Here is a 22,848-nt window from a genome sequence, read left to right as displayed (position 1 = left end):
CATTTAGTCGCAGTAACTATTACAAAGGTTGTGCCAAGCTTTGAAAAAATTTTAACTTCATGAAATATAAAGATAAAAATATTTATAAAAGAATGAGGAAATGATTGTTTGGTGAATTTGACGAATTAATTTTGAACTTTTGACTAAAAAATAGTTTTTTTAAAAGTTAATGAGTTGCTCGTGCAAAAACACGAGAAACGTTGAGTTGTTTACTGTTCAAGCAATTGAAATAAAAGTCTTTTTACAGTTTCAGGTTCAAAAGGTTTGTCACACAACGCATTGACTCCTGATTGTGAAACGGTAGCAAGATGTGCATCGTTGGCCTCCGACGTTACCATCATCACTGGGATATGGCTATGCCTATCACTCGCTCGAATTCTTTCAGTGAGTTCTTGACCGTTGACTTCAGGCATATTGAAATCAGTAACGATTAAATCAAAAAGCTGTTCTTCAAGAATGGCGAGTGCCTCAGCACCATCCTCAGCTTCGGTGATATATTGAGCACCTAAATTCGTTAAAACGCGTCGAATGTGATTACGAGCCAAACGAGAGTCGTCAACGAGCAATATTCGAATATCTTGGACATCATACAGTTCAAGTTGAAGCTCTTGAGGCGCGAGTATATCAAGTGTGGCATTTATCGCTTTCCCCAAATGCGCTTTTGTAAATGGCTTTGGTAAAATTGCAACAACACCAGATTGTTTAAATATTTCCAATTGCTCTCGTCGCGTTTCACTGGAAACCAACATGAACGGGACCTGATGCCAAAGGTCATGAGCTTTAAGTGTTGATAGCAATTCAGTTGCAGAACCATCAGGCATGTGCAAGCTGCTAACGATCAAATCAGGTGTACGTTGTTCAAGAGCTTCCAATGTAGATGCGATACTGTCTGCGAAGTCAATGTTGAAAATGCCTTCACCATTGAGTTCTTTGACGATGACTTTTCGCTGAGTGAGAGAGGGTTCGATAAGCAATAAAAAGAGATCTTCGGGTGAGATGTGATTCATAGCAATCCTGAACAACAAGGGTAAATTTTCGGGCGCAATATAAACAAATTTGCAGGAATGCGCCACTACTCGTTTACATTTCGTTATCTAAATGAGGGTTGTTCAGGCAAGTCGATAAGGATCAGAACCGCACCTCGGCCACCATACTCGAGCGGAGCTTGGTGCATGGCTAGGACGTCAGGATGTTGAACTAAATATTGCGGTACTTTATGTTTTAAGACGCGTTCCCCAATGCCGTGTACGATACAAGCACAATAATAGTGATGTCGTTTGCAGGCATGTATTAGTGCAGCAAGCTCACGTTTCGCTGATTCTTTATTCAGACCATGTAAATCTAAAATCAGTTCTGGCGCAATATCACCACGGCGCAACTGTTTTGCGAGATATCGGTCCGCCCCTTCTCTGACAAAATTAATGGTGGCGTTGGTATCGATGTCTGGGATGTAATCGTCAGAGAAATAGAACTCAGCGGCATGCTGACGTTCTTGTTCTTCAACAACGTTGCCTTGAAATCGGACAGCATTTCGTTTGAATTGCACAGTATCTTGCTTGATTTTCTTAACGCCATCTACAGCATCGCGAAAAAGCGAAAATTCGTCTTCAAACTCAGGGGATAAATCTTTCTCATTCATGGCGCCATTGTAATGAAAAAAACCGTAAAAACCTAGCGCAAAACGCGATACACTATAGGTATTAATGAAAAGCAAATCGAGGACCGCCATGAGCGAATTCCAACTAAATGAAGCTCAAGAGCAAGAAGCGCTGACTGAATTACTAACAATTCAAGATTGGCTGCGCTGGACTGCGTCTCAATTTACCAGCCATGGTATTTTTTTCGGACACGGTACCGACAATGCGTGGGATGAGGCGGTGAGCCTTGTGTTGCCCATTTTAAACTTGCCCATTGACGCGCCTAAAGAAATAACCTCCGCACGTATTACAACAACAGAGAAACAGCGTTTATTGTCATATATTCGAGAGCGTATCGAAAATCGTACACCTGTAGCCTATTTAACAAACCAAGCGTGGTTTGCAGGATTACCTTTTTATGTTGATGAACGTGTGTTAGTACCTCGTTCGCCTTTTGCGGAATTGATTGATAAGAAATTTAGTCCTTGGTTAGAAGAACCACAAAGTGTCACACGAGTTCTCGATATGTGTACGGGCTCTGGTTGCATTGCTATTGCACTGGCCCATGCTTTCCCTGAAGCGCAAGTCGACGCGGTAGACATTTCATTTGAAGCGCTAGCGGTTGCGGAAGCAAACATCAATGAATATTTGATGCTTGACCGTGTTTACGCGATTCAATCAGACGTCTTTAGTGGGTTACCTGGTCAAAAGTACGATTTAATCGTCGCGAACCCGCCATATGTTGATGAAGAAGATATCGCCGACATGCCAGAAGAGTTCCATCATGAGCCAATGCTCGGACTTGCTTCAGGGTCTGACGGTCTTGATGTAACCCGCAAAATACTCCAAGAAGCCGCGCTTCATTTGAATGACGGCGGTTTACTGTTTGTCGAAGTGGGTAATTCTATGATACATATGGAGGAAGAATTCCCAGGGGCGCCGTTCAGTTGGATTGAGTTTGAACGAGGTGGCCTTGGCGTGTTCGTGATCACAAAAGAAGACTTATTGTCTTATTTTAACGACTAATCTCCATCGCCATGTAATCCATTTGCGGGTGATTGAGACCAGTCACTCGCAATCAGATAGTGGAATGAGGATAACGATGGCGGGCAACAGTATCGGTCAACTTTTTAAAGTGACCACATTCGGAGAAAGTCATGGTTTAGCTCTGGGTGGCGTCGTTGATGGCGTACCTGCAGGCTTAATTATTTCTGAGTCCGATCTTCAAATTGACTTGGACAGGCGAAAACCAGGTCAAAGTCGATATACCACTCAACGCCGAGAAGGCGATGAAGTCAAAATTCTTTCTGGAGTTTTTGAAGGCAAAACCACAGGTACATCTATTGGTTTGTTAATTGAAAACACAGATCAGCGTTCTCAAGATTATTCGCAAATCAAAGAAGTGTTTAGACCTGGGCATGGTGACTACGCCTACTGGCATAAATACGGTCATCGTGATTATCGAGGTGGAGGCCGCAGTTCTGCACGAGAAACGGCAATTCGTGTAGCCGCGGGCGCAATCGCAAAGAAATACCTTAAAGATACCCATGGCATTGAAATCCATGGATGTTTATCACAACTTGGTCCGATTAAAGCAGACACGTTTGATTGGAGTTTGGTTGAAACCAATCCCTTTTTCTTTCCTGATGCATCTAAATTAGATGCGCTCGATGAGTACATGCGAGATCTCAAGAAACAAGGTGATTCTGTTGGTGCAAAAGTTACCGTTGTAGCAAAAGGGGTTCCAGTTGGATTAGGTGAACCTGTGTTTGATCGCCTAGACGCGGAACTTGCTCATAGCTTAATGAGCATCAATGCAGTGAAAGGCGTTGAAATTGGCGACGGTTTTGATGTGGTTACACAAAACGGTTCGACGCATCGAGATGAACTTACGCCTGAAGGGTTTACATCTAATCATGCTGGCGGCATTTTAGCGGGTATATCAACTGGCCAAGACATTATTGCGAGTATTGCGCTGAAGCCAACATCGAGCATCACCATTTCTGGCAAAAGTATCAACATTCACAATGAAGCTGTGGATATGATAACAAAAGGGCGACATGACCCGTGTGTCGGGATTAGAGCCGTGCCAATTGCCGAAGCGATGATGGCGATTACCTTGATGGATCACTTATTGCGTCAACGTGGGCAAAATCCACATGTTGATGTTCCAGCTCCGCCGATAGCGGCAAGACGATAATTAAAATAGTTGCGTAGAATCGAGCGAGATTCGATTGTGATGGTGTGGGTTCTCTACCGAGTCGAATTATTAACCGCTGAATGATGAAATTTAGCAACTAGTTTCGTACTGATTTACAAAATGCCCTTATTTTAGCGGGCATTTTTTATTTCGATGTTGAATTCGCTCTTATTTAGAGTCAACCTTTCAGCAACTTAAGGGCTTCAAGCCGATTGTAAGAAAATTTTCCCTTTCTTTTTTATATCAAAACCGATAGCCTTAGGGCCACATAAGTAATAAACACGTAAAAATAAATGGAGTAGTACCATGGCGGAGCAACAAGTGCAGCCTTTACAAGCCCAAAAGCATGCCAACATCAAAATCAAGAACGGCATCAATATCGAATTCTTAAAGAGCCAACACATCGTTCCTGTTGTCGCTCATGAATTTGCTCGCGCGGCTAACGAATTTCCACTGGCTTTTGTTAAAAATAACGAAAATGGTCAATTCCAAGCAGTAGCACTATTCGGCTTAGAGCCAGGTGAAAACCTATTTGTTGCTGAAGACAAATGGACTGCGGGTTATGTACCAATGGCACTAACTCGTTACCCTCTGGGTCTAGTTAAACACCCTGAAGAAGATTCATTTGGTGTTGTAATCGACGAAGCAAGCAGCCTAGTTAATGAAGAAGAAGGTAACGCGCTGTTCGACAATGGTGCTGAGACAGAATACCTAACTCGCCGCAAAGAAGGTCTTGTATCTTATGTTGAGTTTGGTCGCGTAACAGAAGCATTCACAGCTTACCTTGCAGAGAAAGAATTGCTTGCACAGCAAACGTTAACCGTCGAGATCAACGGTGAAAAGCGTGATATCAACGGTATCTATTTAATCGACGAGCGTAAAATTGCAGAGCTTAGCGATGCAGATTTCCTAGAGTTACGTAAACGTGGTTATCTAGCACCAATTTACGCGTTCTTAACGTCAACACACCAAGTTGCTCGTTTAGCTCGTTTGAAAGCTCAGAAGTAATCACTTTTTAGCATTAAGAAGCCTCGATTGTATCGGGGCTTTTTTGTTTCTATAAACAGATAATTCTAAAGTTCGGTTTTTTCTTTTCTTCACAGCTTGTTTATCGCAATCGCTTGCCTTTTTGATTACGAGTTGTCACTTTGAGTTAGCAAATTCAATGTATAAGTCGCATATATTACGACTCGCATAAAATTGGGAAACTCATGAAAAAAATAATTGGAGTGCTTTGTACACTCTTTATACCTTTATCAGCTTTTGCGCAAACGCCAATAGCTATCGCCATTCACGGTGGAGCGGGAACAATTGAAAGGGCTAAATTTACCGAAGAGCAAGAACTTGCCTATCGCAAGACGCTCACTCAAGCTGTTGAAAAAGGCTATCAAATACTGGCCGCCGGTGGAGAAAGTCTCGATGCGATTTCGGCTTCCATCATGGTTTTAGAAGAATCTCCTTACTTTAATGCGGGTAAAGGCGCAGTGTACACCTTTGATGGTGAGCATGAACTGGATGCTTCTATTATGGATGGACGTACACGTGAAGCAGGAGCTGTTGCTGGAGTAAAACATATCGAGCATCCTATTCAACTTGCTCGAAAAATAATGACGGACTCAGTGCACGTCATGTTGAGTGGCGAAGGTGCAGAGCAATTCGCAAAGGCACAAGGATTTGAATTGATAGACAACAAGGTATTTGATACAGAGTCGAGGTATAAATCGCTTTTAAGAGCAAAAGAATCGTTGGAGAAGGCGCAGTCAGACGTTAAATCTTATCAAGCCGCGCATCAGGCTTTACCTATAGCATACAAAATGGGCACGGTTGGTGCGGTCGCGTTGGATAAATTTGGCAACTTAGCTGCGGGCACATCCACTGGTGGAATGACAGCTAAGCGCTTTGGCCGTATTGGCGACTCGCCCGTGATTGGTGCCGGTACGTTTGCCGATAACCATTCTTGTGCGGTGTCCGCAACGGGCCATGGCGAGTATTTCATTCGCTACAGTGTTGCTTCCGATATTTGCGCACGTGTTGCATACCAGAAGAAATCAATCAATCAAGCCGGAAATGAAGTCATTCACGATGTTTTAGCGCCAATTGGTGGAACAGGCGGAGTCATTATCGTTGATCCACAAGGCAACATAAGCATGCCCTTTAATACACCGGGTATGTACCGAGCAAGCAAAAGCAGTCAATCACCGACTTATGTCGCGATTTTTAAAGACGAATAGCTCGAAAAATGCGCAAATTTTAATGTTGCCAGCTACTATTTAAGAGAATAGCGCTGGCAAACAACAAAAAGGAGCGACAGCTATGCAATCGATCAAGGTAAAAGATTATCTTAATCATCGCCCTGTGACTTTTACTGATGGTATGCGAATTGAACAAGCGGTTGAGAAGTTACTGCAAAGTGGGCAATCGGGGGGGCCTGTTGTGGATTCTGCTCATAAAGTCATCGGGTTCCTATCTGAGCAAGACTGTATCAAAAAAATGCTTGAGGCGACCTATCAGAATGAGTCACACAGCATGGTGAGTGATGTCATGACCAAAAATCCGCTGTGTGTTCGACCAGAAGAAAGTGTATTACTAGTTGCTGAGCGAATGACGTCGGAAAAACCGAAGCTCTATCCAGTTGTTGACGACGATGGACGTCTACTGGGGGTCTTGAGTCGCGCTAATGTACTTCGTGCTATAGATAAACATTTACATTGTAACTATGAGTCTGGACACCGTTTTGTATAGCGCTTGTTAAGTTTTACGATAACGTATGATTAATTGAGACAGTTTGCTAAAATAGCCGGAATTTTTGACTTTCCTTAGAGGGTGAGTGGTGAGCGGAGTTTCGCTAAAAAGAGCAGTAGCAAGCTGTCTAAACAAGGACAAATTCATTTTCAAGAAGCGCATTCAAGGTGCAGAGCGTATTGAAGATGAAGCCAAACGCAAAAATGTGTTGGAAAAAATAGAATTAGACATTCTTAAAAGCCAAGAAGTGTGTGCTGCCAGACGTGCTGCCTTACCTAAAATTACCTACCCCGAAACATTACCAGTCAGTCAAAAGAAAGATGACATAAAAGAAGCGATTGCAAACCATCAAGTGGTTATTGTGGCTGGTGAAACTGGTTCAGGTAAAACCACGCAGTTGCCCAAAATTTGTCTTGAACTTGGGCGTGGAGTCAATGGCTATATCGGCCATACTCAGCCTCGTCGACTTGCGGCAAGAAGTGTTGCGTCACGTATTGCTGAAGAATTAGAGTGCGAATTAGGACAAAGTGTCGGTTTTAAAATACGCTTTAGCGACAACGTTTCAGACACTACACATGTTAAGTTGATGACAGATGGTATTTTACTAGCTGAAATTCAACAGGATCGTTTTCTTAATCAATACGATACAATCATAATCGATGAAGCGCATGAACGCAGTCTAAACATTGACTTTATACTTGGTTATCTGAAAAATTTACTGCCGAAGCGTCCTGATTTAAAAGTGATTATCACGTCTGCGACGATTGACCCTGAACGCTTTTCTAAACACTTCAATAATGCGCCTATTATCGAGGTATCAGGGCGTACTTATCCTGTGGATGTACGTTACCGTCCTCTTACCGATATCGACACGACAAGCGCGGAGTCGGAAAACGACTTGCTACAAGGCATTTTTGACGCGGTAGATGAATTGTGCGCTGAGGGACCTGGCGACATTCTTATCTTCATGAACGGTGAGCGTGAGATTCGAGATACAGCGGATGCGCTGAGTAAACGCAATTTGAAAGGCGTTGAAATACTTCCTTTGTATGCTCGCCTTTCTAATAGTGAACAGAATCGGATCTTTGCTGCCCACAGTCAGCGTCGTATCGTTTTGTCAACGAACGTAGCCGAAACATCGTTGACGGTGCCGGGGATCCGTTATGTAATTGACCCAGGTACTGCACGTATTAGCCGATACAGTTATCGTACAAAGGTGCAGAGACTTCCTATCGAAGCCATTTCTAGAGCGAGTGCCGACCAACGAAAGGGGCGCTGTGGTCGTGTCGCGGCGGGTGTATGTATTCGTTTATATTCTGAAGACGATTTCAATAGTAGGCCACAGTTTACGGACCCAGAAATTCTTCGTACCAATCTTGCGTCTGTTATTTTGCAAATGTTATCGCTGGGACTTGGTGAATTGACCAAGTTTCCGTTTGTGCAAGCGCCAGACAGCCGTAATATTACCGATGGTATGTTGCTCCTTGAAGAACTTGAAGCGATTAAGCAGGGTAAAGACAAATTTTCGGTCTCTTTAACCGAAATGGGTCGCTCATTAAGCCGTTTACCTATTGACCCTCGTTTAGCGCGAATGGTGTTGAGTGCGAACGCGCTTGGCGTGCTTAAAGAAGTCATCGTGATAGTTGCAGCGCTGTCTATCCAAGATCCAAGAGAACGCCCCCAAGAAAGACAGGGTGCAGCAACAGAAAAGCATGCGCGATTTGACGATCCAGATTCAGATTTTATTGCGTTTCTAAATCTGTGGAGCTACTTAGAATCCCAGCAAGAAGCCCTAACGCGCAACCAGTTTAGAAAAATGTGTCAGCAGGATTTTCTTGCATATATGCGTGTTCGTGAGTGGCAAGATATCGTATATCAAGTATCGACCATCTGTGAAGAAATGGGGTTCAAGCTTAATGAACAACCTGCGGATTATCAACGAATTCACCAAGCCTTACTAAGTGGCCTGTTAACGCAAGTTGGCTTCAAAGATGAAAAACAACATTATAAAGGAACTCGAAATAGCCAGTTTCATATTTTCCCAGGCTCCAGCTTATTTAAGAAGTCACCTAAATGGGTGATGTCAGCGGAGCTGGTTGAAACGAGTAAATTGTATGCTCGAATGAATGCGCGCATTAATGTTGAATGGATAGTGCCACTTGCACAACATTTAGTTAAAAAAAGCTATAGCGAGCCTCATTGGGAAAAGAAACAAGGAGCGGTTATTGCGTTTGAACAGCAAACGCTATTTGGTTTGATCCTCGTCGCAAGAAAAAGAACCATATACAGCCAAATTGATGTACCACTTTGTCGAGAACTATTTATTCGAGAGGCTCTGGTTAATCAAGAGTTGGGGTCAAATGAAGACTTTTTAGCTCACAACCAAAACTTAGTAGAGGAAATCCACAAGTTAGAAAATAAAGCCCGTCGCCGCGATATTTTGGTGGACGAAGATGAGCTTTTTACTTTCTACGATGAGCGTATACCGGCGGATGTGAATACACGAGTCGCGTTTATCAAATGGTACAAAGGTGTAAAACAAAAGCAGCCCAATCTACTGAAAATGGACCTCGCAATGCTCATGCAGCACGGCGCAGAAGACATTACGACATTGTCTTACCCTGATGTGTGGCAGCAAGGTAATTTAATGTTACCGCTCCAATATCATTTTGAGCCGGGTAAAGCACTTGATGGGGTAGCGGTATCTATACCTATCGCACTTTTGAATCAGGTGGAAGACATCGGCTTCGATTGGCACATTCCAGCACTTCGACATGAACTAGTGTGTGCATTGATTAAATCGTTGCCAAAATCACTACGTCGTAATTTTGTACCAGCACCGAATTATGCGGACGCTGTGTTAGCATCGATAACACCTATGCAAGGTAAATTTATCGAAGCGATTACCATGCGATTGCATCGAATGACTGGAGTTACAGTACCTGAAGATGCATGGGACCTAGGTACGTTGGACGCTCATCTGCGTATTCAATTTGAAGTTGTTGATGAGAAAGGTAGCGTGCTTGCACATGGAAATGATATTGCGGGCCTTAAAAATAAGTTACAACATAAAGTAAGTGACACACTATCTCGTGTAGCGGAGCCGGGTATTGAAAAGCAGGGGATCACAGATTGGCAGTTTGGTGAAATACCTGCTGAATACAGCCAGAAGCAGGGCTTGTATGAGGTTAAAGCTTATGTCGCGCTGGTGGATAAAAAAGATTCAGCTGCAATTGAGCTGTTTGATAATCCGCTGAAAGCAGAGCAGGCGCATCGTTTAGGGCTTCGCCGGCTTGTGCTTTTAAATATTCCATCGCCAATAAAGTACTTACAACAACATCTGCCGAATAAAGCAAAGCTTGGTTTGTATTTTAATCCATTTGGAAAAGTACAAGATCTGATCGATGACTGTATATCCGCAGGTGTCGATAAATTGCTGTCCCAATATGACGAAATCAGAGACGAGTCGACGTTCAATCAAGCTAAAGAGCTGATCCGCGGTGAGTTAGGTGATGTTGTGGTAGATGTTGCAATGAAAGTTGAGCAAGTGCTGAGTATTGCCCATGCAATCAACAAACGTATGAAAGGCAAAGTAGATTTAACGATGATAACGGCGCATGGTGACATCAAATCTCAGTTAGAGCGCCTGATATTTAAGGGATTTGTAAGTGTCCATGGTGCGGATAAACTTACGGATTTGCTGAGATACTTTAAAGCGATTGAAAAGCGATTAGAGAAACTGCCGGTCGACCCTAATAAAGATAGATTATGTGTTTTGGAATTGGATAAGGTCGCTGAGGGCTATAAATCACTAATCGCGAAGTTACCGGCAGGAATGCCTATGCCTGCATCAGTCTCAGAGATATTTTGGATGCAAGAGGAATTAAGGGTGTCACTATTTGCCCAAACGTTGGGGACGGCGTACCCTATATCGGCAAAGCGGATCCAAAATGCCATCAAAGATGTGGTGATTTAACCCGTGAATAGGAATCTGAACTTCATCGTTTTGTTGAGAGTCATAAGGTAATATCAGGTGCACCATTCAAGGTGGTTTGACTTCGGATGCATCTTTTGCGGGTGGGGATTTGCGCGGTTTAGTTAAAGAACCGAGTTGGTAAGATTGTTTTTAAAAGGAATTTAGTTGGCAGAACATTTTTGGCTAAAAAATGTGCTTGCTTTTTAGGCTCAGACCTATAATTTATTAGTGAGGATGAAATTGGGATTGGAAAAGGAAATGGCAACAGCTATGCCGTCGCAGAAATCAAAAGGAAAAGTGCCACACATTTTGGTCGTTGATGATGAGTACTTCAATTTTGAAATGTTATCAGCTGCGTTGGCGGACGGTTTTGAGTTAAGTTATGCAAATTCGGGTAAAAGTTGCCTTTCAAGTGCAATTGCAAATCCACCCGATGCAATTCTACTTGACGTGTGTATGCCTGGATTAGATGGTTATGACACCTGCCGTATGCTAAAAAACACGCCAGAAACTAAAGACATTCCAGTCGTAATGGTTTCAGGGCTCGAATCAGAACAAGAACAACGTGCTGGATTTGAAGCTGGATGCGATGCCTATGTGGTAAAACCCTTCTCGATGCAATCTTTATTAGAAAAAATTAAAAAGGTCGTATAGGAGTGAGCCATGATACACGAAGACAAACGCCGCTTTATGCGCATGAACGTTAATACGCAAGCGACGATTACGGTACTTGATACAGGACAGAAGCTTCAAGCTCATTGTCAGGATTTAAGTGCGACAGGCATGTCGCTCTTAGTCTCAGAACCAGTTGAAGTAAATGCGATGCTTGAGGTGTATATTGACTCATCCGGTAGCACAACACCGCCACTCAGTGCTCATGCAAGAGTTTTGAGGGTAACACAAGAAGGTGATGGGGAATATATTGTGGGTGTTGAGATCAGCAAATTCAATTAAGTAACGCTATCGCAAGTCGAGTGAATAAAAAAGGAGCCGCAGCTCCTTTTTTAATAGACTTTACAAATCAGGCCTTTTAAATAGAACCCTTCAGGGTAATTCCCTGCAATCGGATGGTCCGCAGCTTGGTTTAAACGTTCCATTATCAATAGGTCTTTCCCCGCATCAAGCGCTGCATCCGCTACTACTTTCTGAAATAGGTTCTGGTCCATCAACCCAGAGCATGAGAACGTTAGTAACGTGCCACCAGGCTTCAAAATTTGCATTGCAACCATATTAATGTCTTTATAGCCTCGACACGCACCGGTTAACTGAGCTTTACTCTCCGCGAATTTTGGCGGATCCATAACAATAGTGTCGAACAAACGGCCCTCCTCGCGATATTGACGCAATAACTTAAAGACGTCTTGCTTTACAAAATCGACTCGGCTGAGGTCAAGGTTATTGTGTTCTACGTTGCGTTTCGCAATAGCAAGCGCTTGTTCTGAAACGTCGACGTTCGTTACGTGCTTGCATCCAGCTCTAAGCGCATAGAGTGAGAAAGTGCCCGTATAACAAAAGCAGTTTAAGACGTCTTTGTCTTTTGAAAAACGCTCAAGTGCAGCGCGACTATCGCGTTGATCTAAATAAAAGCCCGTTTTGTGGCCGTTTTCGATATCGACCTCAATGTTTAATCCGTTTTCTTGAATTATAACGGGCGCTGACGGCAAACTGCCGTGTAATGGTCCCGTTACTTTCTCCAAACCTTCCTTTTTACGGACATCGACGTCAGAGCGCTCGTATACAACGCAATCCGGAAAAATACGTCTTAATGCTTCAACGATGTTTGCCTTGAACCGTTCTGCACCTGCACTCAATAATTGACACACGATGACATTCTGGAATTTATCGATTGTGATACCTGGAAGACCATCGGACTCTGCGGCACTTAGACGAAAACCGGTTAAACCACCTTCTTCAATGACATATTGACGCGCATCAAGCGCTTGCTTGAATTTTCGTTCGAAGAAATCGGTATCAATAGATTCGTTTTGGTTAAACGTCCAGATCCTTGCACGGATTTGAGACTCTGGGCTGTAAGCCGCTGTTGCAAGGTATTGTCCATCGTTACTGTAGATTTCTACGGTGTCACCGATGCCTGGTTTACCTTTCACTTTTTTTATCGCTTTTGAGAACACCCATGGATGTTTGCGTTTGAGTGATTTTTCACGGCCAGGTTCAAGATAAATAGCGTAAGACATAGATACACCTAAAGAATAAAATTGCACGCATTGTAGTTAAGGTTGGCCCAACATACAAATCTACCTTGAGTTTCAAAGTAGGGATCGGTAGATTGTACATGCAACTGATTGAGGAAAGTGATGGAAAGTTTAGAACAAGCCTGTAAATCGTTTATTTTGGGGACTGCTATTGCGGATACTGCTCACGACATCACGCACATTGAGCGGGTTGTTGCGGTGGCCAAAAAATTAGCTTTAGCAGAAAATGCCGATCTTGATGTTGTTATTCCGGCTGCATGGTTACATGACTGTGTGGCTGTGCCCAAAAATCACCCTAATCGTGCAATTGCATCAAGGTTAGCTGCAGACAAGGCGACCGATTTTTTACAGCAATTTGGTTATGAGGAATCTAAACTCCCAGCGATTCATCACGCCATTGTTGCCCATAGTTTTAGTGCCAATGTAATGCCAGAATCCTTAGAAGCTCAGATTGTACAAGATGCGGACAGAATGGATGCGCTTGGCGCAATTGGGATCAGCCGCTGTATGAAAGTTGGAGGTGCTATTGCCCGTCATGTGTATCATCCTAAAGATCCTTTTTGCAAGACTCGCGAACCAGACGACAAACTTTATACATTAGATCATTTTTTTGTCAAACTGCTTAAAATTCAAAATAGTATGCATACTAACGCAGCGAAAGAAGAAGCACAGCGTCGTACACAATACATGCATGCCTTCTTAGAGCAGCTCGCATCGGAGATTGGCTAACGTGACACTTGTTGGTCATGCGTGAAAACATGACCAATGTAATTCATCGAGTCATGCGTTTTACAAACACCACAACGAACAGTGCTAATGTAAAACTGCCTGTGAACGCCTCGACCGCAGCGATAAATCGAGATACACCTACCGGCGTAATATCACCATACCCAAGAGTTGTGAAGGTCACGACGCTAAAATAAAAACTGTTTAGTAGTGCATTTAAGTTATGTTGCCAAGTTTGGTCAGCATCAAAAACAATGATCTCGCTTTGAAAGCTTACTCCCAACATGAAATAACACAGCGCACAAAAAAAGATCATACCTAGAGAGAAGCGGATTACATTTTCAGGCTTTTCGCCATAACCGCAGAAGAAATCGCTAAAGCTAGAAAATAGCCATTTTTTTGAGCCGACAGGGTATTGCTCATGCCGCATCTGTAACTCTCGGTACAAATAGTTACCAGCCATCTCAAACAGTCCTTGTTGTTCAGCCCCTTTTCTCAAAATTCGATAAATTTCCTCTGATTGCTGATACATGTCCAAAGATTCGGCCAAGTTGCCTTGTTCTTTGGCGGATTTACCATGTTTCTCTTGGATAAGAGCATGTCCTAAATCGATGTTATCGATTCTCGTATTATCAAGCTTAATGCCAAGTAAATTTGTGTCTTTTAAATCAGTGCAATGTAGATTGGCCTCACGTAGATCCGCTTTCATGAGTGAGGCATGTCGAATTGTATTATTAAAAAGATGCGCTCCACGTAAGTTGGCGCGATAAAAATTGCTATACGAGAGGTCATATCCAATATTTTTGTCGATGTTGATTAGATTTAATCCCTCAAGATTAACGCGTTTCAATTCTAAACCATGGAGTAAGCCGCCACGTTTGGCATAGCGTTCAAGTTTATGTGTTAACTCAAGCCCGCTTTTATCAAACTTATTGTCATGCCAAAAACAAAAACCGGACCCCATATCTATTTCACTGCAGGAGTGACCATCGGGTGATACATATCGGCATTGCGGTTTATTTTCCATTTAAACAACCTAATAAATATCGTTGTCTTATAAGGTTAGCAGTAATTTTATGAGGTAGAATGCGATTCAACGTATTTTTGGAGTTGAAATGTCGTTTTCATATCAATTAAAGCTCAGCAGCCGTCGTAAATCTGTTGCGATAAAAATTGTTAAAGGTCAGGTTAATGTTTACGCACCAAAGAATGTAGACCATCAATTTCTTGTTGCTTGGTTAGATTCGAAGGCGAGCTGGGTGATAGAAAAGCAGCGAGAATCTGAGCGACTATTTCATGCCGAATTGCGTCAAAAATCGGAATCTTTCTATTTGAACGGTACTCGGTACAGCATAGTGATGGCCAGTTCATGCCTTATACCTAATTTATGTCCTGAGACCCGTGTTTTGACCGTTTCAGAAAACGATATTTTGAACCTAAATACACAGCTAGAAAAAATCTACTGTGAATCGCTTGCACGTTTTCTTGATTTGAGGTTGAAGTACTGGGCTTCACGAATGAATACTCATTTTCAAAGTGTGAAAATTAGATACTATAAATCTCGTTGGGGAAGTTGTGACAGTAAAGGTCGTCTAACATTTAATTCAAAGCTTGCCTGTTTACCAGAGTCTTTAATTGACTATGTCATTGTCCACGAACTAGCACATCGTACTCATATGAATCACAGTAAGGCTTTTTGGACTTTAGTCAGTCAACACTATCCAGAACACGAAAAAGCAAACAAAGAAATAAGATGTTGGGCTAAATTAGTTTGATGTTGAGGTGAGTTTACTTTTGAACCTCTCATACAGAGAGGGGGTGGTGGAGGAGGACGGATTCGAACCATCGAAGGCAGTGCCGTCAGATTTACAGTCTGATCCCTTTGGCCGCTCGGGAACTCCTCCACATTGTGTGTCGCTGTAGGATGTTGGTGGAGGGGGACGGATTCGAACCATCGAAGGCAGTGCCGTCAGATTTACAGTCTGATCCCTTTGGCCGCTCGGGAACCCCTCCTCAGCAACGGGATGCATAGTATCAAAATCTTTTTTTATGTAAAGAAAAAAACTAAAGAAAAATGAAAAAAGGCCGATAAATTCTATGTTGTTGAAATAAATGATTACTAACTATGCAAATCGAACAAGGTTTAATCAGGGAAACTCAATTAGACTCGGCGCTTAATCATTCGGTCCATCAGGGCCGTCGTAGTGATTTTGCTATGATGCTGTCTATGCTTTCTCAAGATGCCTTAGATTTTGGACAATTTCATCTTCCGACAAGTGAAGTAGAAGCAAGCGACAAAAGTGAAGCTGCGCTTAAAAAAGAATTGCAAATTGGTCCTCAGAAGCCTCTTGCACCTGAAATGTTTGATATGTTAGTCAGTGAAGAAAACGCATTCATCGTCCAGCACTTTGGTATGACTGCAATGCACTTGAAAGAGTGTCTGATGCCAGAGCCTTTAGCTGTAAGAGACGATAAGAAACATATCCCACTCAATGTACTGGATAACTGTGAATTAGCAGTTAGAAGAAAAATTCAAAAAACAGCAGCGTATAACAATGCGATTCCAATGGATGCTGCTGGCTTTTACGACCAACTCGCTACTGGTGAGCACGAAGCGATGTTAAATGCAGTTGCTTAGTCGTCTCAGAAACAAAGATGAGTACTTTGCGTTTTGCTATGCAAGTAGCCCAGCCTCTCATACCGTGCCCTATAATCGATAGACTAATAGACATAACTATAAAGGTGATAGTATAGCTTTAATAGGCTGTATGGAGGGCTTTGTTTAGGGACTAACGAACTGGTTAGTGGGGTAGACGTTTTTTGTGTTCGTCTACATTCAATGTTGGAAGAGCGGCGAATTAGGCATTCAAGTTACCCTAAAATTGAGTAACTTTCTAACCAATATACAGCAACTATTTTAAATGGCATTGCTTGTACTTTTTACCACTTTCACATGGGCAAGGGTCATTTCGAGCAATTTTAACCTCTGTATGAGGAAATAACTCCCCATCGCGGTATTTCCAGCGACCACCTTCCTGTACAAAATTAGAACGTTCGTGCAGCGCCCCTAATTTTCCATCGAACAAGTAATAGGCCTTAAACTCAACTTGGTTACTCGTCAGGCTGTTAATAATCTCTAATCGTACAAACTGGCAGCTATTAGCAAACTCAGAAATATCTTCAATACTATGGTTTTCCTGCTCTTCGGCAGCATAAGTATCTAATATATAGTCAGCCAAACCACGCGCATAAGCCGCATAACGTGACCTCATCAATTGCTCAGGCGTATCTGGTGTGGCTTCTTTACGATGAAAACGACCACAACAATTGTCATAGTTTTTGTTTGAACAACAGTTACATTTCATATTAACACATAATAAGCGGTTTCAATTCTTCTTGCTGCGCCTCTCTTGAGAAGCAATACAGCTGAGTTTTATTACTAGGGGAGATATGCAAAGTTTCTAACTCACTCGGTTTTAAGATATCAGTCCAAGTGATCACCGCAGCAAAGTTACCGTTATGAAGAGCTGAATTAAGAACGTAAGGTAAGTTTACCAAATGCTTTTGCCTGATCACCAGCAGTTTACTTGAATCTATAGAGCATGATTGCAGCATCATCTTATTTGGCACGTTGTCTGGCGCAATGAGCAATGTCCAACCGTGCTTTTGGTTACACGTGTGTAGTACTTTTAGCAATTCTAAACTAGCTGAAATTTCATCTTCGGTGTAGATGATTTGTACAGGTTTTTCGTTCTCAGAACGGTAACTTTTTACTTGTGTAATTGAAATTGGTTGAAGCATGTTCTACTCACTGGGTTTTTATACAGTATTTACATACAGTAGTTTATACAGTTATTTAAGGCAAGTAGTATTTTACAAAATTTAACCAATTTAATATCGGCAAGTTTATAACCTATTGATTTTAAACTTCTTCTTTATCTTTTAGTATGCCAAAAAAATGTAACTGATGGATTTGTTCATACAGTGAAGCAGCATAGCATTCGGCTTCTTTGAAACGGCGAGTTGATATGTAGGTTTTCAGATCTTGTAATATTGGTTTTGCGGCATCATAACCTTGGCTTTTTGCCAAACTTAGCCAAGCTACGGCGTGATATACGCTTTGCGGTACACCCTGACCTTTTACGAAAAGCAGCCCCATATAAAATTGAGCTTTATTATCACCGGACATTGCTGCATATCTTAGCCACTTTGCTGCCAGCGGGAATTGCTTTTGTTGAAGAAAGTAAAGGCCCTTATTCAACGGTGTTTGTTCTGTAAACTGTGCATCGTTGGCGCTAGATTCCTGTCCTGTAACGACAAAGGATAAGACATTATTTAATTGTTGCTCTAAGTCCGCACTATTACTGCTTTCAAAAGGGTTGTTGTGCATAGTCATTCTTCACCATTTACTCTGTAGATAGTTTAGTCGATTTTTACTGTTTTTGTCCTATTTAAAATTCGATTTATGTTAAAATCCAAACACTTGTTTCTAATTTATAGGCTGATTTCGATGTTCGAACGCGTGTTCTCCATAAAAGCTCAAGGTTCCACCGTGAAAACCGAGGTAATTGCAGGCTTAACCACATTTATTACAATGGTTTATATCGTCTTTGTTAATCCAGCAATGTTAGCGGAAGCAGGCATGGATCATGGTGCCGCATTTGTTGCGACGTGTTTGGCTGCTGCGATTGGTTGTTTTATTATGGGGATTTGGGCTAATTACCCTTTAGCATTAGCACCTGGCATGGGCCTAAATGCATTTTTTACTTATGGTGTTGTAATGGGTATGGGATACACATGGCAAGCGGCATTGGGGGCTGTGTTCGTATCTGGTTGTTTATTCCTTATTTTAAGTCTATTTAAAATACGAGAATGGGTTATTCAAGCCATACCCCTTGTGCTCAAACAAGCGATTGCCACCGGTATCGGCGCGTTTCTAGCGCTAATTGCTTTGAAAAACGCCGGGATCATTGTCTCAAATCCTGCCACGTTCGTTCAGCTTGGTAATATTACTGAGGCAGGTCCCTTACTCGCCATTCTAAGCTTCTTTTTTATTGCGGGACTACTGTTTCGTGATGTGAAAAGTGGTGTACTTATCAGTATTTTTCTTGTCACCTTAATCGCACTGAGTTTAGGTCTTGTCGAGTACAAAGGGGTCTTTGATATGCCTCCTTCGCTTACGCCAACGTTTCTTGAAATGGACCTTGCTGCTGCGTTGGACGTGTCCATGTTGAGCGTGGTATTCGCGTTCTTATTTGTTGACTTGTTTGATACCTCGGGGACGCTAGTTGCGGTGTCCCAAAAAGCGGGGTTAGCGGATAGTGAAGGGCATATGCCAAGACTAGGTCGTGCTTTGTCAGCAGACAGCACGGCAACAATTGCAGGTGCTGCGTTAGGTACTTCTACTACGACATCTTACATCGAATCGGTAGCTGGTGTGTCTGTGGGTGGAAAAACAGGACTTACAGCTGTCGTTGTTGGAGTTTGTTTTCTTGCGATGATGTTTTTTGCGCCATTAGCCTATATGGTCCCTGCCTATGCAACTGCCGGCGCGATTTTGTATGTGGCTGTATTGATGTTGCAGAACTTAAAATTCGTTAATTGGGATGACATGACAGATGCAATACCAGTAAGTGTTGTACTGCTGATGACCCCGCTGACGTTTTCAATAGCGCATGGTATTGCTCTAGGGTTTATCTCTTACACAGCGATTAAAGTTTTGTGTAAACGCTCGGGTGAGGTGAGTTCTAGCGTGTGGATTTTGTCGATTTTGTTTATTGTGAAGTTCGCTTTAACTATGTAATCAATCTGAAGGAGAAAAAGTGGTTTTTACCACTTTTTCTTCGGTGCAAATAGTACATCTAAATCGTCGCGTTCTTGCTCTGCTTTTTTCTTAACAGACGAAGCGTTAGACGCTTTCAATTCAACGCTGATTTCTTCCAAATATTTTTCCAATTCAGCGCGTTTTTCGGAAACGTATTCATCGTTATACGTAACGCTACAAATTGTGGCGTACGCTTTCTCGAAATACTGTCGTGCAGAACCAACCATATTAGCCGCACGAGCTGAGCGACCGCGCTTTATTTGAGATTCGACATTGATACGCAGTTGTAACTTTTCTAAACGTTTGTCTTCCATTACGAAGACTTGAGTATCAACTTTTCCTTTCGAATGTTCCGAGCGCAGGATTTGTCGCAATTTCTTGATGCCTTGTACAAGCGCAATAATTTGCTTGTCATTGTCTGGCATCACTAATCGTTCAGCGTCAGCACCATCAATACTGCTAGAAATACGCTCTTTTGATTCATGTAATCTGTTTTTCAATTCTCGTGAAGTCGGCGACAGCTCAACCATGACAGCAAGTGCGTCGTGGACTCTTCTTTGAATTATACGGACTATCGTTTCAGACATCGGAATATTGCTGGCATTCAGGATGACATCTTCAGACTCTTCGATTACTTTTTTTTGTTTTGCGAGTTCTTTTCGGCGCTCAGCTTCTTGTTTCTCTTTGTGTTGTTGAATCGCACTGACCCAAACAGCAATCACAATGAGTGCAACAATCAGCATAATGATGACCGTAACAATCATAACCCAATCTCTTTATTAACAACTTCGTGGTATGTTTTCATCTTACATGAATAAATGCGTTTGTGGACATAATTCCGATATAAGTCCAAAAATACCAAACAATTTCATCATTTTTTATTATAGCTGATAGTTTATTTTTAGCGCTAAATGAGGGAGTAGACGGCTATCTGTTCGACAGGAATTGTGCTAGCCTTACTACCTCTGTGCTCATTACTAAGCAGGCTTAACATTGTAACACTGCTTAGATCATTTCGTTGCAGCGGTGATGTACCACCTTGGCAATAGTAATAATAAAAAGACTATAAACTATGAAATTACAACAACTTAAATATATAGTTGAAGTATTGAACCACAATCTCAACGTCTCTGCAACGGCGGAAAGTTTATACACCTCTCAGCCCGGTATTTCCAAGCAAGTTCGTATGTTAGAAGATGAACTTGGTGTACAAATTTTTGGCCGCAGTGGTAAACATTTGACCCACGTAACAGGGGCGGGCAATGAGATTATCAATATTGCGCGCCAAATCCTTTCAAAAGTTGAAAGTATTAAAGCTGTGGCAAATGAACATACGTTGCCTGACCAAGGCAAGCTTAACGTTGCGACCACACACACTCAAGCACGCTATGCTTTACCCACAGTCATTAAAGGGTTCATGAAGAAATACCCTAAAGTGTCATTGCATATGCATCAAGGTACGCCGCAGCAAATTTCAGATGCAGCCGCTCGTGGAGATGCCGATTTTGCCATTGCCACGGAAGCCTTGCATTTGTACAGTGACCTTATCATGTTGCCGTGCTACCACTGGAATCGCAGTATTGTTGTCACGAAAGACCACCCACTTGCGCAAAAAGGTAAGAATATCTCCGTACCGGATGTGGCCGCATTCCCATTAATAACCTATGTATTTGGTTTTACAGGTCGTTCTGAACTTGATAAAGCATTTAATGCACATGGATTAGAGCCGCATATCGTGTTTACTGCGACAGATGCGGATGTCATCAAAACCTATGTGCGTTTAGGTTTGGGGGTTGGTGTACTCGCGTCAATGGCCGTAGATAAAGAAAAAGACAGTGACCTCGTATGTATTGATGCGAGTCATTTGTTTGAAGCGAGCACGACCAAAATTGGGTTCAGAAAGGGTAGTTTCTTACGCGGGTATATGTATGACTTTATTGAGCGTTTTGCGCCGCATTTAACAAAAGATGTGGTCGAGAGGGCAAGCCTAATGCGCAGCCAAGAAGACGTCGACAATCTTTTCAAGGATGTTGAGTTACCACTAAAATAAAAAAAGCTGGCCGAAGCCAGCTTTTTTTATCATTTAAAGAATTAACATTCGATAATGTTAACCGCAAGTCCACCACGAGCTGTCTCTTTGTACTTCGTCTTCATATCGTTACCCGTATCGAGCATTGTTTTGATAACTTTGTCTAAAGATACTTTTTGTTCGCCGCTGCCGCGCATTGCTAAACGTGAAGCATTAATGGCTTTTACTGCGCCCATGGCATTACGTTCAATACAGGGGACCTGAACGAGGCCACCCACTGGGTCGCACGTTAAACCAAGGTTGTGTTCCATGCCTATTTCCGCAGCGTTTTCCACTTGAGTCGCGTTACCACCCATAATTTCAGTTAGTGCGCCTGCAGCCATAGAGCAAGCTACGCCAACTTCACCCTGACAACCTACTTCAGCACCAGAGATAGACGCATTCTTTTTATAAAGAATACCAATAGCCGCTGCAGATAGTAGATAACGAGTCGCAATTTCGCGGTCTACTTCTTTTATAAACGTGTGGTAATACATCAATACTGCCGGAAGGATACCCGCAGCACCATTTGTAGGAGCTGTTACAACACGACCACCAGCGGCATTTTCCTCATTAACCGCCAGTGCAAATAGATCAACCCAGTCCATTGCTCTTAACGGATCGTTTGAGTTTTCAACGTTAAGTTTTAAATACAAACTTGGCGCACGACGCTTAACTTTTAAGCCACCCGGTAAAATGCCTTCTGTTCGGATCCCACGCTCTATACATGCTTTCATCACTTGCCAAATGTTAAACAATTCTTCTTTAATATCGGCTTCTTTGCGCAAGGTTTTTTCGTTTTGCATCATCAGAGAAGAAACACTCAAACCTGATTCTTTACACAGAGAAAGTAATTCGGTAGCGTTGTTAAACGGGAACGGTGCTGGATTTTCTTCTCGGACGTCTAGTGCGGCTTGCTTTTCTTGTTCAAAGTCCTGATCGCGCACAATAAAGCCGCCGCCAATGGAATAGTAAATTTGGCTATGAACCATTTCTTCGCCAACAAACGCTTGTAGTTCCATTGCATTCGAATGTTTAGGGAGCGTTTTTCGACGGTGGAAAACAATCGCACCTTGCTTTGGAAAATCAACCGCATTGGTTTGATCCAAATAGATCATTTGTTCGCGTTCAATTTTATCAAGAATATCTGGAACGGCGTCTGCATCAATGGATTCCGGATCGAAACCAGCCAACCCTAGAATAACTGCTTTACCTGAACCGTGGCCAATACCAGTTTGTCCAAGTGAACCGAATAGTTCAACTCGTACAGACGTTACTTTATCAAACAATTCAGATGCTTGAAGATCTTTTACAAACAAACGAGATGCACGCATTGGCCCCACTGTATGTGACGAGGACGGCCCAATGCCGATACTGAACATGTCGAATGCGCTGATCATAAATATTACTCAACATTACCTAAGAACGGGGGACACATCATAACGTGTATACAATCCGTTGT

At 42.4% G+C, this 22,848-nt stretch carries 22 protein-coding genes and 2 tRNA genes; 13 read left to right on the top strand and 11 right to left on the bottom strand.

Features of this window, described 5'->3' with window-relative positions:
* Positions 1-209: 209 nt before the first annotated feature.
* On the bottom strand, positions 210-1,007 hold the full coding sequence (locus tag NI389_RS03025; RefSeq protein ID WP_308361507.1) for a response regulator: 798 nt from the start codon (positions 1,005-1,007) through the stop codon (positions 210-212).
* 83 nt (positions 1,008-1,090) lie between these two features.
* Complete coding sequence (smrB, locus tag NI389_RS03020; RefSeq protein WP_308362483.1) at positions 1,091-1,639, bottom strand: endonuclease SmrB; 549 nt, start codon at positions 1,637-1,639, stop codon at positions 1,091-1,093.
* An 88-nt stretch (positions 1,640-1,727) separates the two neighbouring features.
* Here smrB and prmB point away from each other — a divergent pair, with 88 nt between their 5' ends.
* The 8 genes from prmB to NI389_RS02980 all read left to right on the top strand — a co-directional run bounded on the left by prmB (position 1,728) and on the right by NI389_RS02980 (position 11,509).
* Entirely contained in the window at positions 1,728-2,663 is a 936-nt protein-coding gene (gene prmB, locus NI389_RS03015; protein WP_308361506.1) for a 50S ribosomal protein L3 N(5)-glutamine methyltransferase, read from the top strand.
* A 76-nt stretch (positions 2,664-2,739) separates the two neighbouring features.
* A complete protein-coding gene (gene aroC, locus NI389_RS03010) occupies positions 2,740-3,837 on the top strand; it encodes a chorismate synthase (protein ID WP_308361505.1) in 1,098 nt (365 codons plus the stop codon).
* Positions 3,838-4,143: 306 nt separating this feature from the next.
* On the top strand, positions 4,144-4,845 hold the full coding sequence (locus NI389_RS03005; RefSeq protein ID WP_308361504.1) for a SapC family protein: 702 nt from the start codon (positions 4,144-4,146) through the stop codon (positions 4,843-4,845).
* 203 nt (positions 4,846-5,048) lie between these two features.
* Entirely contained in the window at positions 5,049-6,068 is a 1,020-nt protein-coding gene (locus tag NI389_RS03000) for an isoaspartyl peptidase/L-asparaginase family protein (RefSeq protein WP_308361503.1), read from the top strand.
* A gap of 82 nt (positions 6,069-6,150) precedes the next feature.
* The gene (locus NI389_RS02995; RefSeq protein WP_308361502.1) at positions 6,151-6,579 is read left to right on the top strand and encodes a CBS domain-containing protein; all 429 of its coding nucleotides are present in this window, start codon (positions 6,151-6,153) and stop codon (positions 6,577-6,579) included.
* Between the two features lie 88 nt (positions 6,580-6,667).
* Positions 6,668-10,555 (top strand): ATP-dependent RNA helicase HrpA, encoded by a 3,888-nt coding sequence (hrpA, locus tag NI389_RS02990; protein WP_308361501.1) that lies wholly within the window; start codon positions 6,668-6,670, stop codon positions 10,553-10,555.
* 258 nt (positions 10,556-10,813) lie between these two features.
* Positions 10,814-11,209 carry a response regulator gene (locus NI389_RS02985; protein ID WP_372588612.1) on the top strand — a complete coding sequence of 132 codons (396 nt, stop codon included), beginning with the start codon at positions 10,814-10,816 and terminating at the stop codon, positions 11,207-11,209.
* Positions 11,210-11,218: 9 nt separating this feature from the next.
* Entirely contained in the window at positions 11,219-11,509 is a 291-nt protein-coding gene (locus tag NI389_RS02980) for a PilZ domain-containing protein (protein WP_308361500.1), read from the top strand.
* Between the two features lie 50 nt (positions 11,510-11,559).
* Here NI389_RS02980 and NI389_RS02975 read toward each other — a convergent pair whose 3' ends face one another.
* Positions 11,560-12,750 (bottom strand): class I SAM-dependent methyltransferase, encoded by a 1,191-nt coding sequence (locus NI389_RS02975; protein WP_308361499.1) that lies wholly within the window; start codon positions 12,748-12,750, stop codon positions 11,560-11,562.
* Positions 12,751-12,870: 120 nt separating this feature from the next.
* Here NI389_RS02975 and NI389_RS02970 point away from each other — a divergent pair, with 120 nt between their 5' ends.
* Complete coding sequence (locus NI389_RS02970) at positions 12,871-13,497, top strand: HD domain-containing protein (protein ID WP_308361498.1); 627 nt, start codon at positions 12,871-12,873, stop codon at positions 13,495-13,497.
* Between the two features lie 43 nt (positions 13,498-13,540).
* Here the strand turns inward: NI389_RS02970 and NI389_RS02965 are convergent, their stop codons facing one another.
* Positions 13,541-14,521: an ion channel gene (locus NI389_RS02965; protein ID WP_308361497.1), complete on the bottom strand. Its 981-nt coding sequence runs from the start codon at positions 14,519-14,521 to the stop codon at positions 13,541-13,543.
* Positions 14,522-14,609: 88 nt separating this feature from the next.
* Between NI389_RS02965 and NI389_RS02960 the strand changes: the two genes are divergently transcribed.
* Positions 14,610-15,269 (top strand): M48 family metallopeptidase, encoded by a 660-nt coding sequence (locus NI389_RS02960; RefSeq protein ID WP_308361496.1) that lies wholly within the window; start codon positions 14,610-14,612, stop codon positions 15,267-15,269.
* Between the two features lie 44 nt (positions 15,270-15,313).
* Here NI389_RS02960 and NI389_RS02955 read toward each other — a convergent pair.
* Together NI389_RS02955 and NI389_RS02950 are read right to left on the bottom strand one after the other, a co-directional pair.
* Positions 15,314-15,398, bottom strand: a tRNA-Tyr gene (locus NI389_RS02955).
* A gap of 24 nt (positions 15,399-15,422) precedes the next feature.
* Positions 15,423-15,507 (bottom strand) — tRNA-Tyr (locus NI389_RS02950).
* A 112-nt stretch (positions 15,508-15,619) separates the two neighbouring features.
* On the opposite strand from NI389_RS02950, the gene NI389_RS02945 reads away from it, so the two are divergent.
* On the top strand, positions 15,620-16,132 hold the full coding sequence (locus NI389_RS02945; RefSeq protein WP_308361495.1) for a VC2046/SO_2500 family protein: 513 nt from the start codon (positions 15,620-15,622) through the stop codon (positions 16,130-16,132).
* 274 nt (positions 16,133-16,406) lie between these two features.
* On the opposite strand, the gene NI389_RS02940 is transcribed toward NI389_RS02945, so the two are convergent.
* The 3 genes from NI389_RS02940 to NI389_RS02930 form a co-directional block, all read right to left on the bottom strand.
* Positions 16,407-16,859 (bottom strand): YchJ family protein, encoded by a 453-nt coding sequence (locus NI389_RS02940; protein WP_308361494.1) that lies wholly within the window; start codon positions 16,857-16,859, stop codon positions 16,407-16,409.
* 1 nt (position 16,860) lies between these two features.
* A complete protein-coding gene (locus NI389_RS02935) occupies positions 16,861-17,295 on the bottom strand; it encodes a SulA-like leucine-rich domain-containing protein (protein WP_308361493.1) in 435 nt (144 codons plus the stop codon).
* A 121-nt stretch (positions 17,296-17,416) separates the two neighbouring features.
* On the bottom strand, positions 17,417-17,884 hold the full coding sequence (locus NI389_RS02930; RefSeq protein ID WP_308361492.1) for a sel1 repeat family protein: 468 nt from the start codon (positions 17,882-17,884) through the stop codon (positions 17,417-17,419).
* Positions 17,885-18,004: 120 nt separating this feature from the next.
* Between NI389_RS02930 and NI389_RS02925 the strand changes: the two genes are divergently transcribed.
* Positions 18,005-19,297, top strand: a complete 1,293-nt coding sequence (locus tag NI389_RS02925; RefSeq protein ID WP_308361491.1) for an NCS2 family permease — start codon at positions 18,005-18,007, stop codon at positions 19,295-19,297.
* Positions 19,298-19,323: 26 nt separating this feature from the next.
* Here the strand turns inward: NI389_RS02925 and NI389_RS02920 are convergent, their stop codons facing one another.
* Positions 19,324-20,082, bottom strand: coding sequence for a hypothetical protein (locus tag NI389_RS02920; protein ID WP_308361490.1), 759 nt, complete (start codon positions 20,080-20,082; stop codon positions 19,324-19,326).
* A gap of 308 nt (positions 20,083-20,390) precedes the next feature.
* On the opposite strand from NI389_RS02920, the gene cysB reads away from it, so the two are divergent.
* The gene (gene cysB, locus NI389_RS02915; protein ID WP_208843566.1) at positions 20,391-21,368 is read left to right on the top strand and encodes an HTH-type transcriptional regulator CysB; all 978 of its coding nucleotides are present in this window, start codon (positions 20,391-20,393) and stop codon (positions 21,366-21,368) included.
* Between the two features lie 41 nt (positions 21,369-21,409).
* On the opposite strand, the gene NI389_RS02910 is transcribed toward cysB, so the two are convergent.
* Positions 21,410-22,786 (bottom strand): L-serine ammonia-lyase, encoded by a 1,377-nt coding sequence (locus NI389_RS02910; RefSeq protein WP_308361489.1) that lies wholly within the window; start codon positions 22,784-22,786, stop codon positions 21,410-21,412.
* Positions 22,787-22,848: the final 62 nt, after the last annotated feature.

Source organism: Pseudoalteromonas xiamenensis, assembly GCF_030994125.1.
GTDB classification, from domain to species: Bacteria; Pseudomonadota; Gammaproteobacteria; order Enterobacterales; family Alteromonadaceae; genus Pseudoalteromonas; species Pseudoalteromonas xiamenensis_B.
This window is presented reverse-complemented; position numbering and strand designations above follow the sequence as displayed.

Excerpts from the sequence above, each read along its gene's own strand:
- NI389_RS03025 (WP_308361507.1), bottom strand. The coding sequence starts at position 1,007 with ATGAATCACATCTCACCCGAAGATCTCTTTTTATTGCTTATCGAACCC.
- smrB (WP_308362483.1), bottom strand. The coding sequence starts at position 1,639 with ATGAATGAGAAAGATTTATCCCCTGAGTTTGAAGACGAATTTTCGCTT.
- prmB (WP_308361506.1), top strand. The coding sequence starts at position 1,728 with ATGAGCGAATTCCAACTAAATGAAGCTCAAGAGCAAGAAGCGCTGACT.
- aroC (WP_308361505.1), top strand. The coding sequence starts at position 2,740 with ATGGCGGGCAACAGTATCGGTCAACTTTTTAAAGTGACCACATTCGGA.
- NI389_RS03005 (WP_308361504.1), top strand. The coding sequence starts at position 4,144 with ATGGCGGAGCAACAAGTGCAGCCTTTACAAGCCCAAAAGCATGCCAAC.
- NI389_RS03000 (WP_308361503.1), top strand. The coding sequence starts at position 5,049 with ATGAAAAAAATAATTGGAGTGCTTTGTACACTCTTTATACCTTTATCA.
- NI389_RS02995 (WP_308361502.1), top strand. The coding sequence starts at position 6,151 with ATGCAATCGATCAAGGTAAAAGATTATCTTAATCATCGCCCTGTGACT.
- NI389_RS02985 (WP_372588612.1), top strand. The coding sequence starts at position 10,814 with ATGGCAACAGCTATGCCGTCGCAGAAATCAAAAGGAAAAGTGCCACAC.
- NI389_RS02980 (WP_308361500.1), top strand. The coding sequence starts at position 11,219 with ATGATACACGAAGACAAACGCCGCTTTATGCGCATGAACGTTAATACG.
- NI389_RS02975 (WP_308361499.1), bottom strand. The coding sequence starts at position 12,750 with ATGTCTTACGCTATTTATCTTGAACCTGGCCGTGAAAAATCACTCAAA.
- NI389_RS02970 (WP_308361498.1), top strand. The coding sequence starts at position 12,871 with ATGGAAAGTTTAGAACAAGCCTGTAAATCGTTTATTTTGGGGACTGCT.
- NI389_RS02965 (WP_308361497.1), bottom strand. The coding sequence starts at position 14,521 with ATGGAAAATAAACCGCAATGCCGATATGTATCACCCGATGGTCACTCC.
- NI389_RS02960 (WP_308361496.1), top strand. The coding sequence starts at position 14,610 with ATGTCGTTTTCATATCAATTAAAGCTCAGCAGCCGTCGTAAATCTGTT.
- NI389_RS02945 (WP_308361495.1), top strand. The coding sequence starts at position 15,620 with ATGCAAATCGAACAAGGTTTAATCAGGGAAACTCAATTAGACTCGGCG.
- NI389_RS02940 (WP_308361494.1), bottom strand. The coding sequence starts at position 16,859 with ATGAAATGTAACTGTTGTTCAAACAAAAACTATGACAATTGTTGTGGT.
- NI389_RS02935 (WP_308361493.1), bottom strand. The coding sequence starts at position 17,295 with ATGCTTCAACCAATTTCAATTACACAAGTAAAAAGTTACCGTTCTGAG.
- NI389_RS02930 (WP_308361492.1), bottom strand. The coding sequence starts at position 17,884 with ATGCACAACAACCCTTTTGAAAGCAGTAATAGTGCGGACTTAGAGCAA.
- NI389_RS02925 (WP_308361491.1), top strand. The coding sequence starts at position 18,005 with ATGTTCGAACGCGTGTTCTCCATAAAAGCTCAAGGTTCCACCGTGAAA.
- NI389_RS02920 (WP_308361490.1), bottom strand. The coding sequence starts at position 20,082 with ATGATTGTTACGGTCATCATTATGCTGATTGTTGCACTCATTGTGATT.
- cysB (WP_208843566.1), top strand. The coding sequence starts at position 20,391 with ATGAAATTACAACAACTTAAATATATAGTTGAAGTATTGAACCACAAT.
- NI389_RS02910 (WP_308361489.1), bottom strand. The coding sequence starts at position 22,786 with ATGATCAGCGCATTCGACATGTTCAGTATCGGCATTGGGCCGTCCTCG.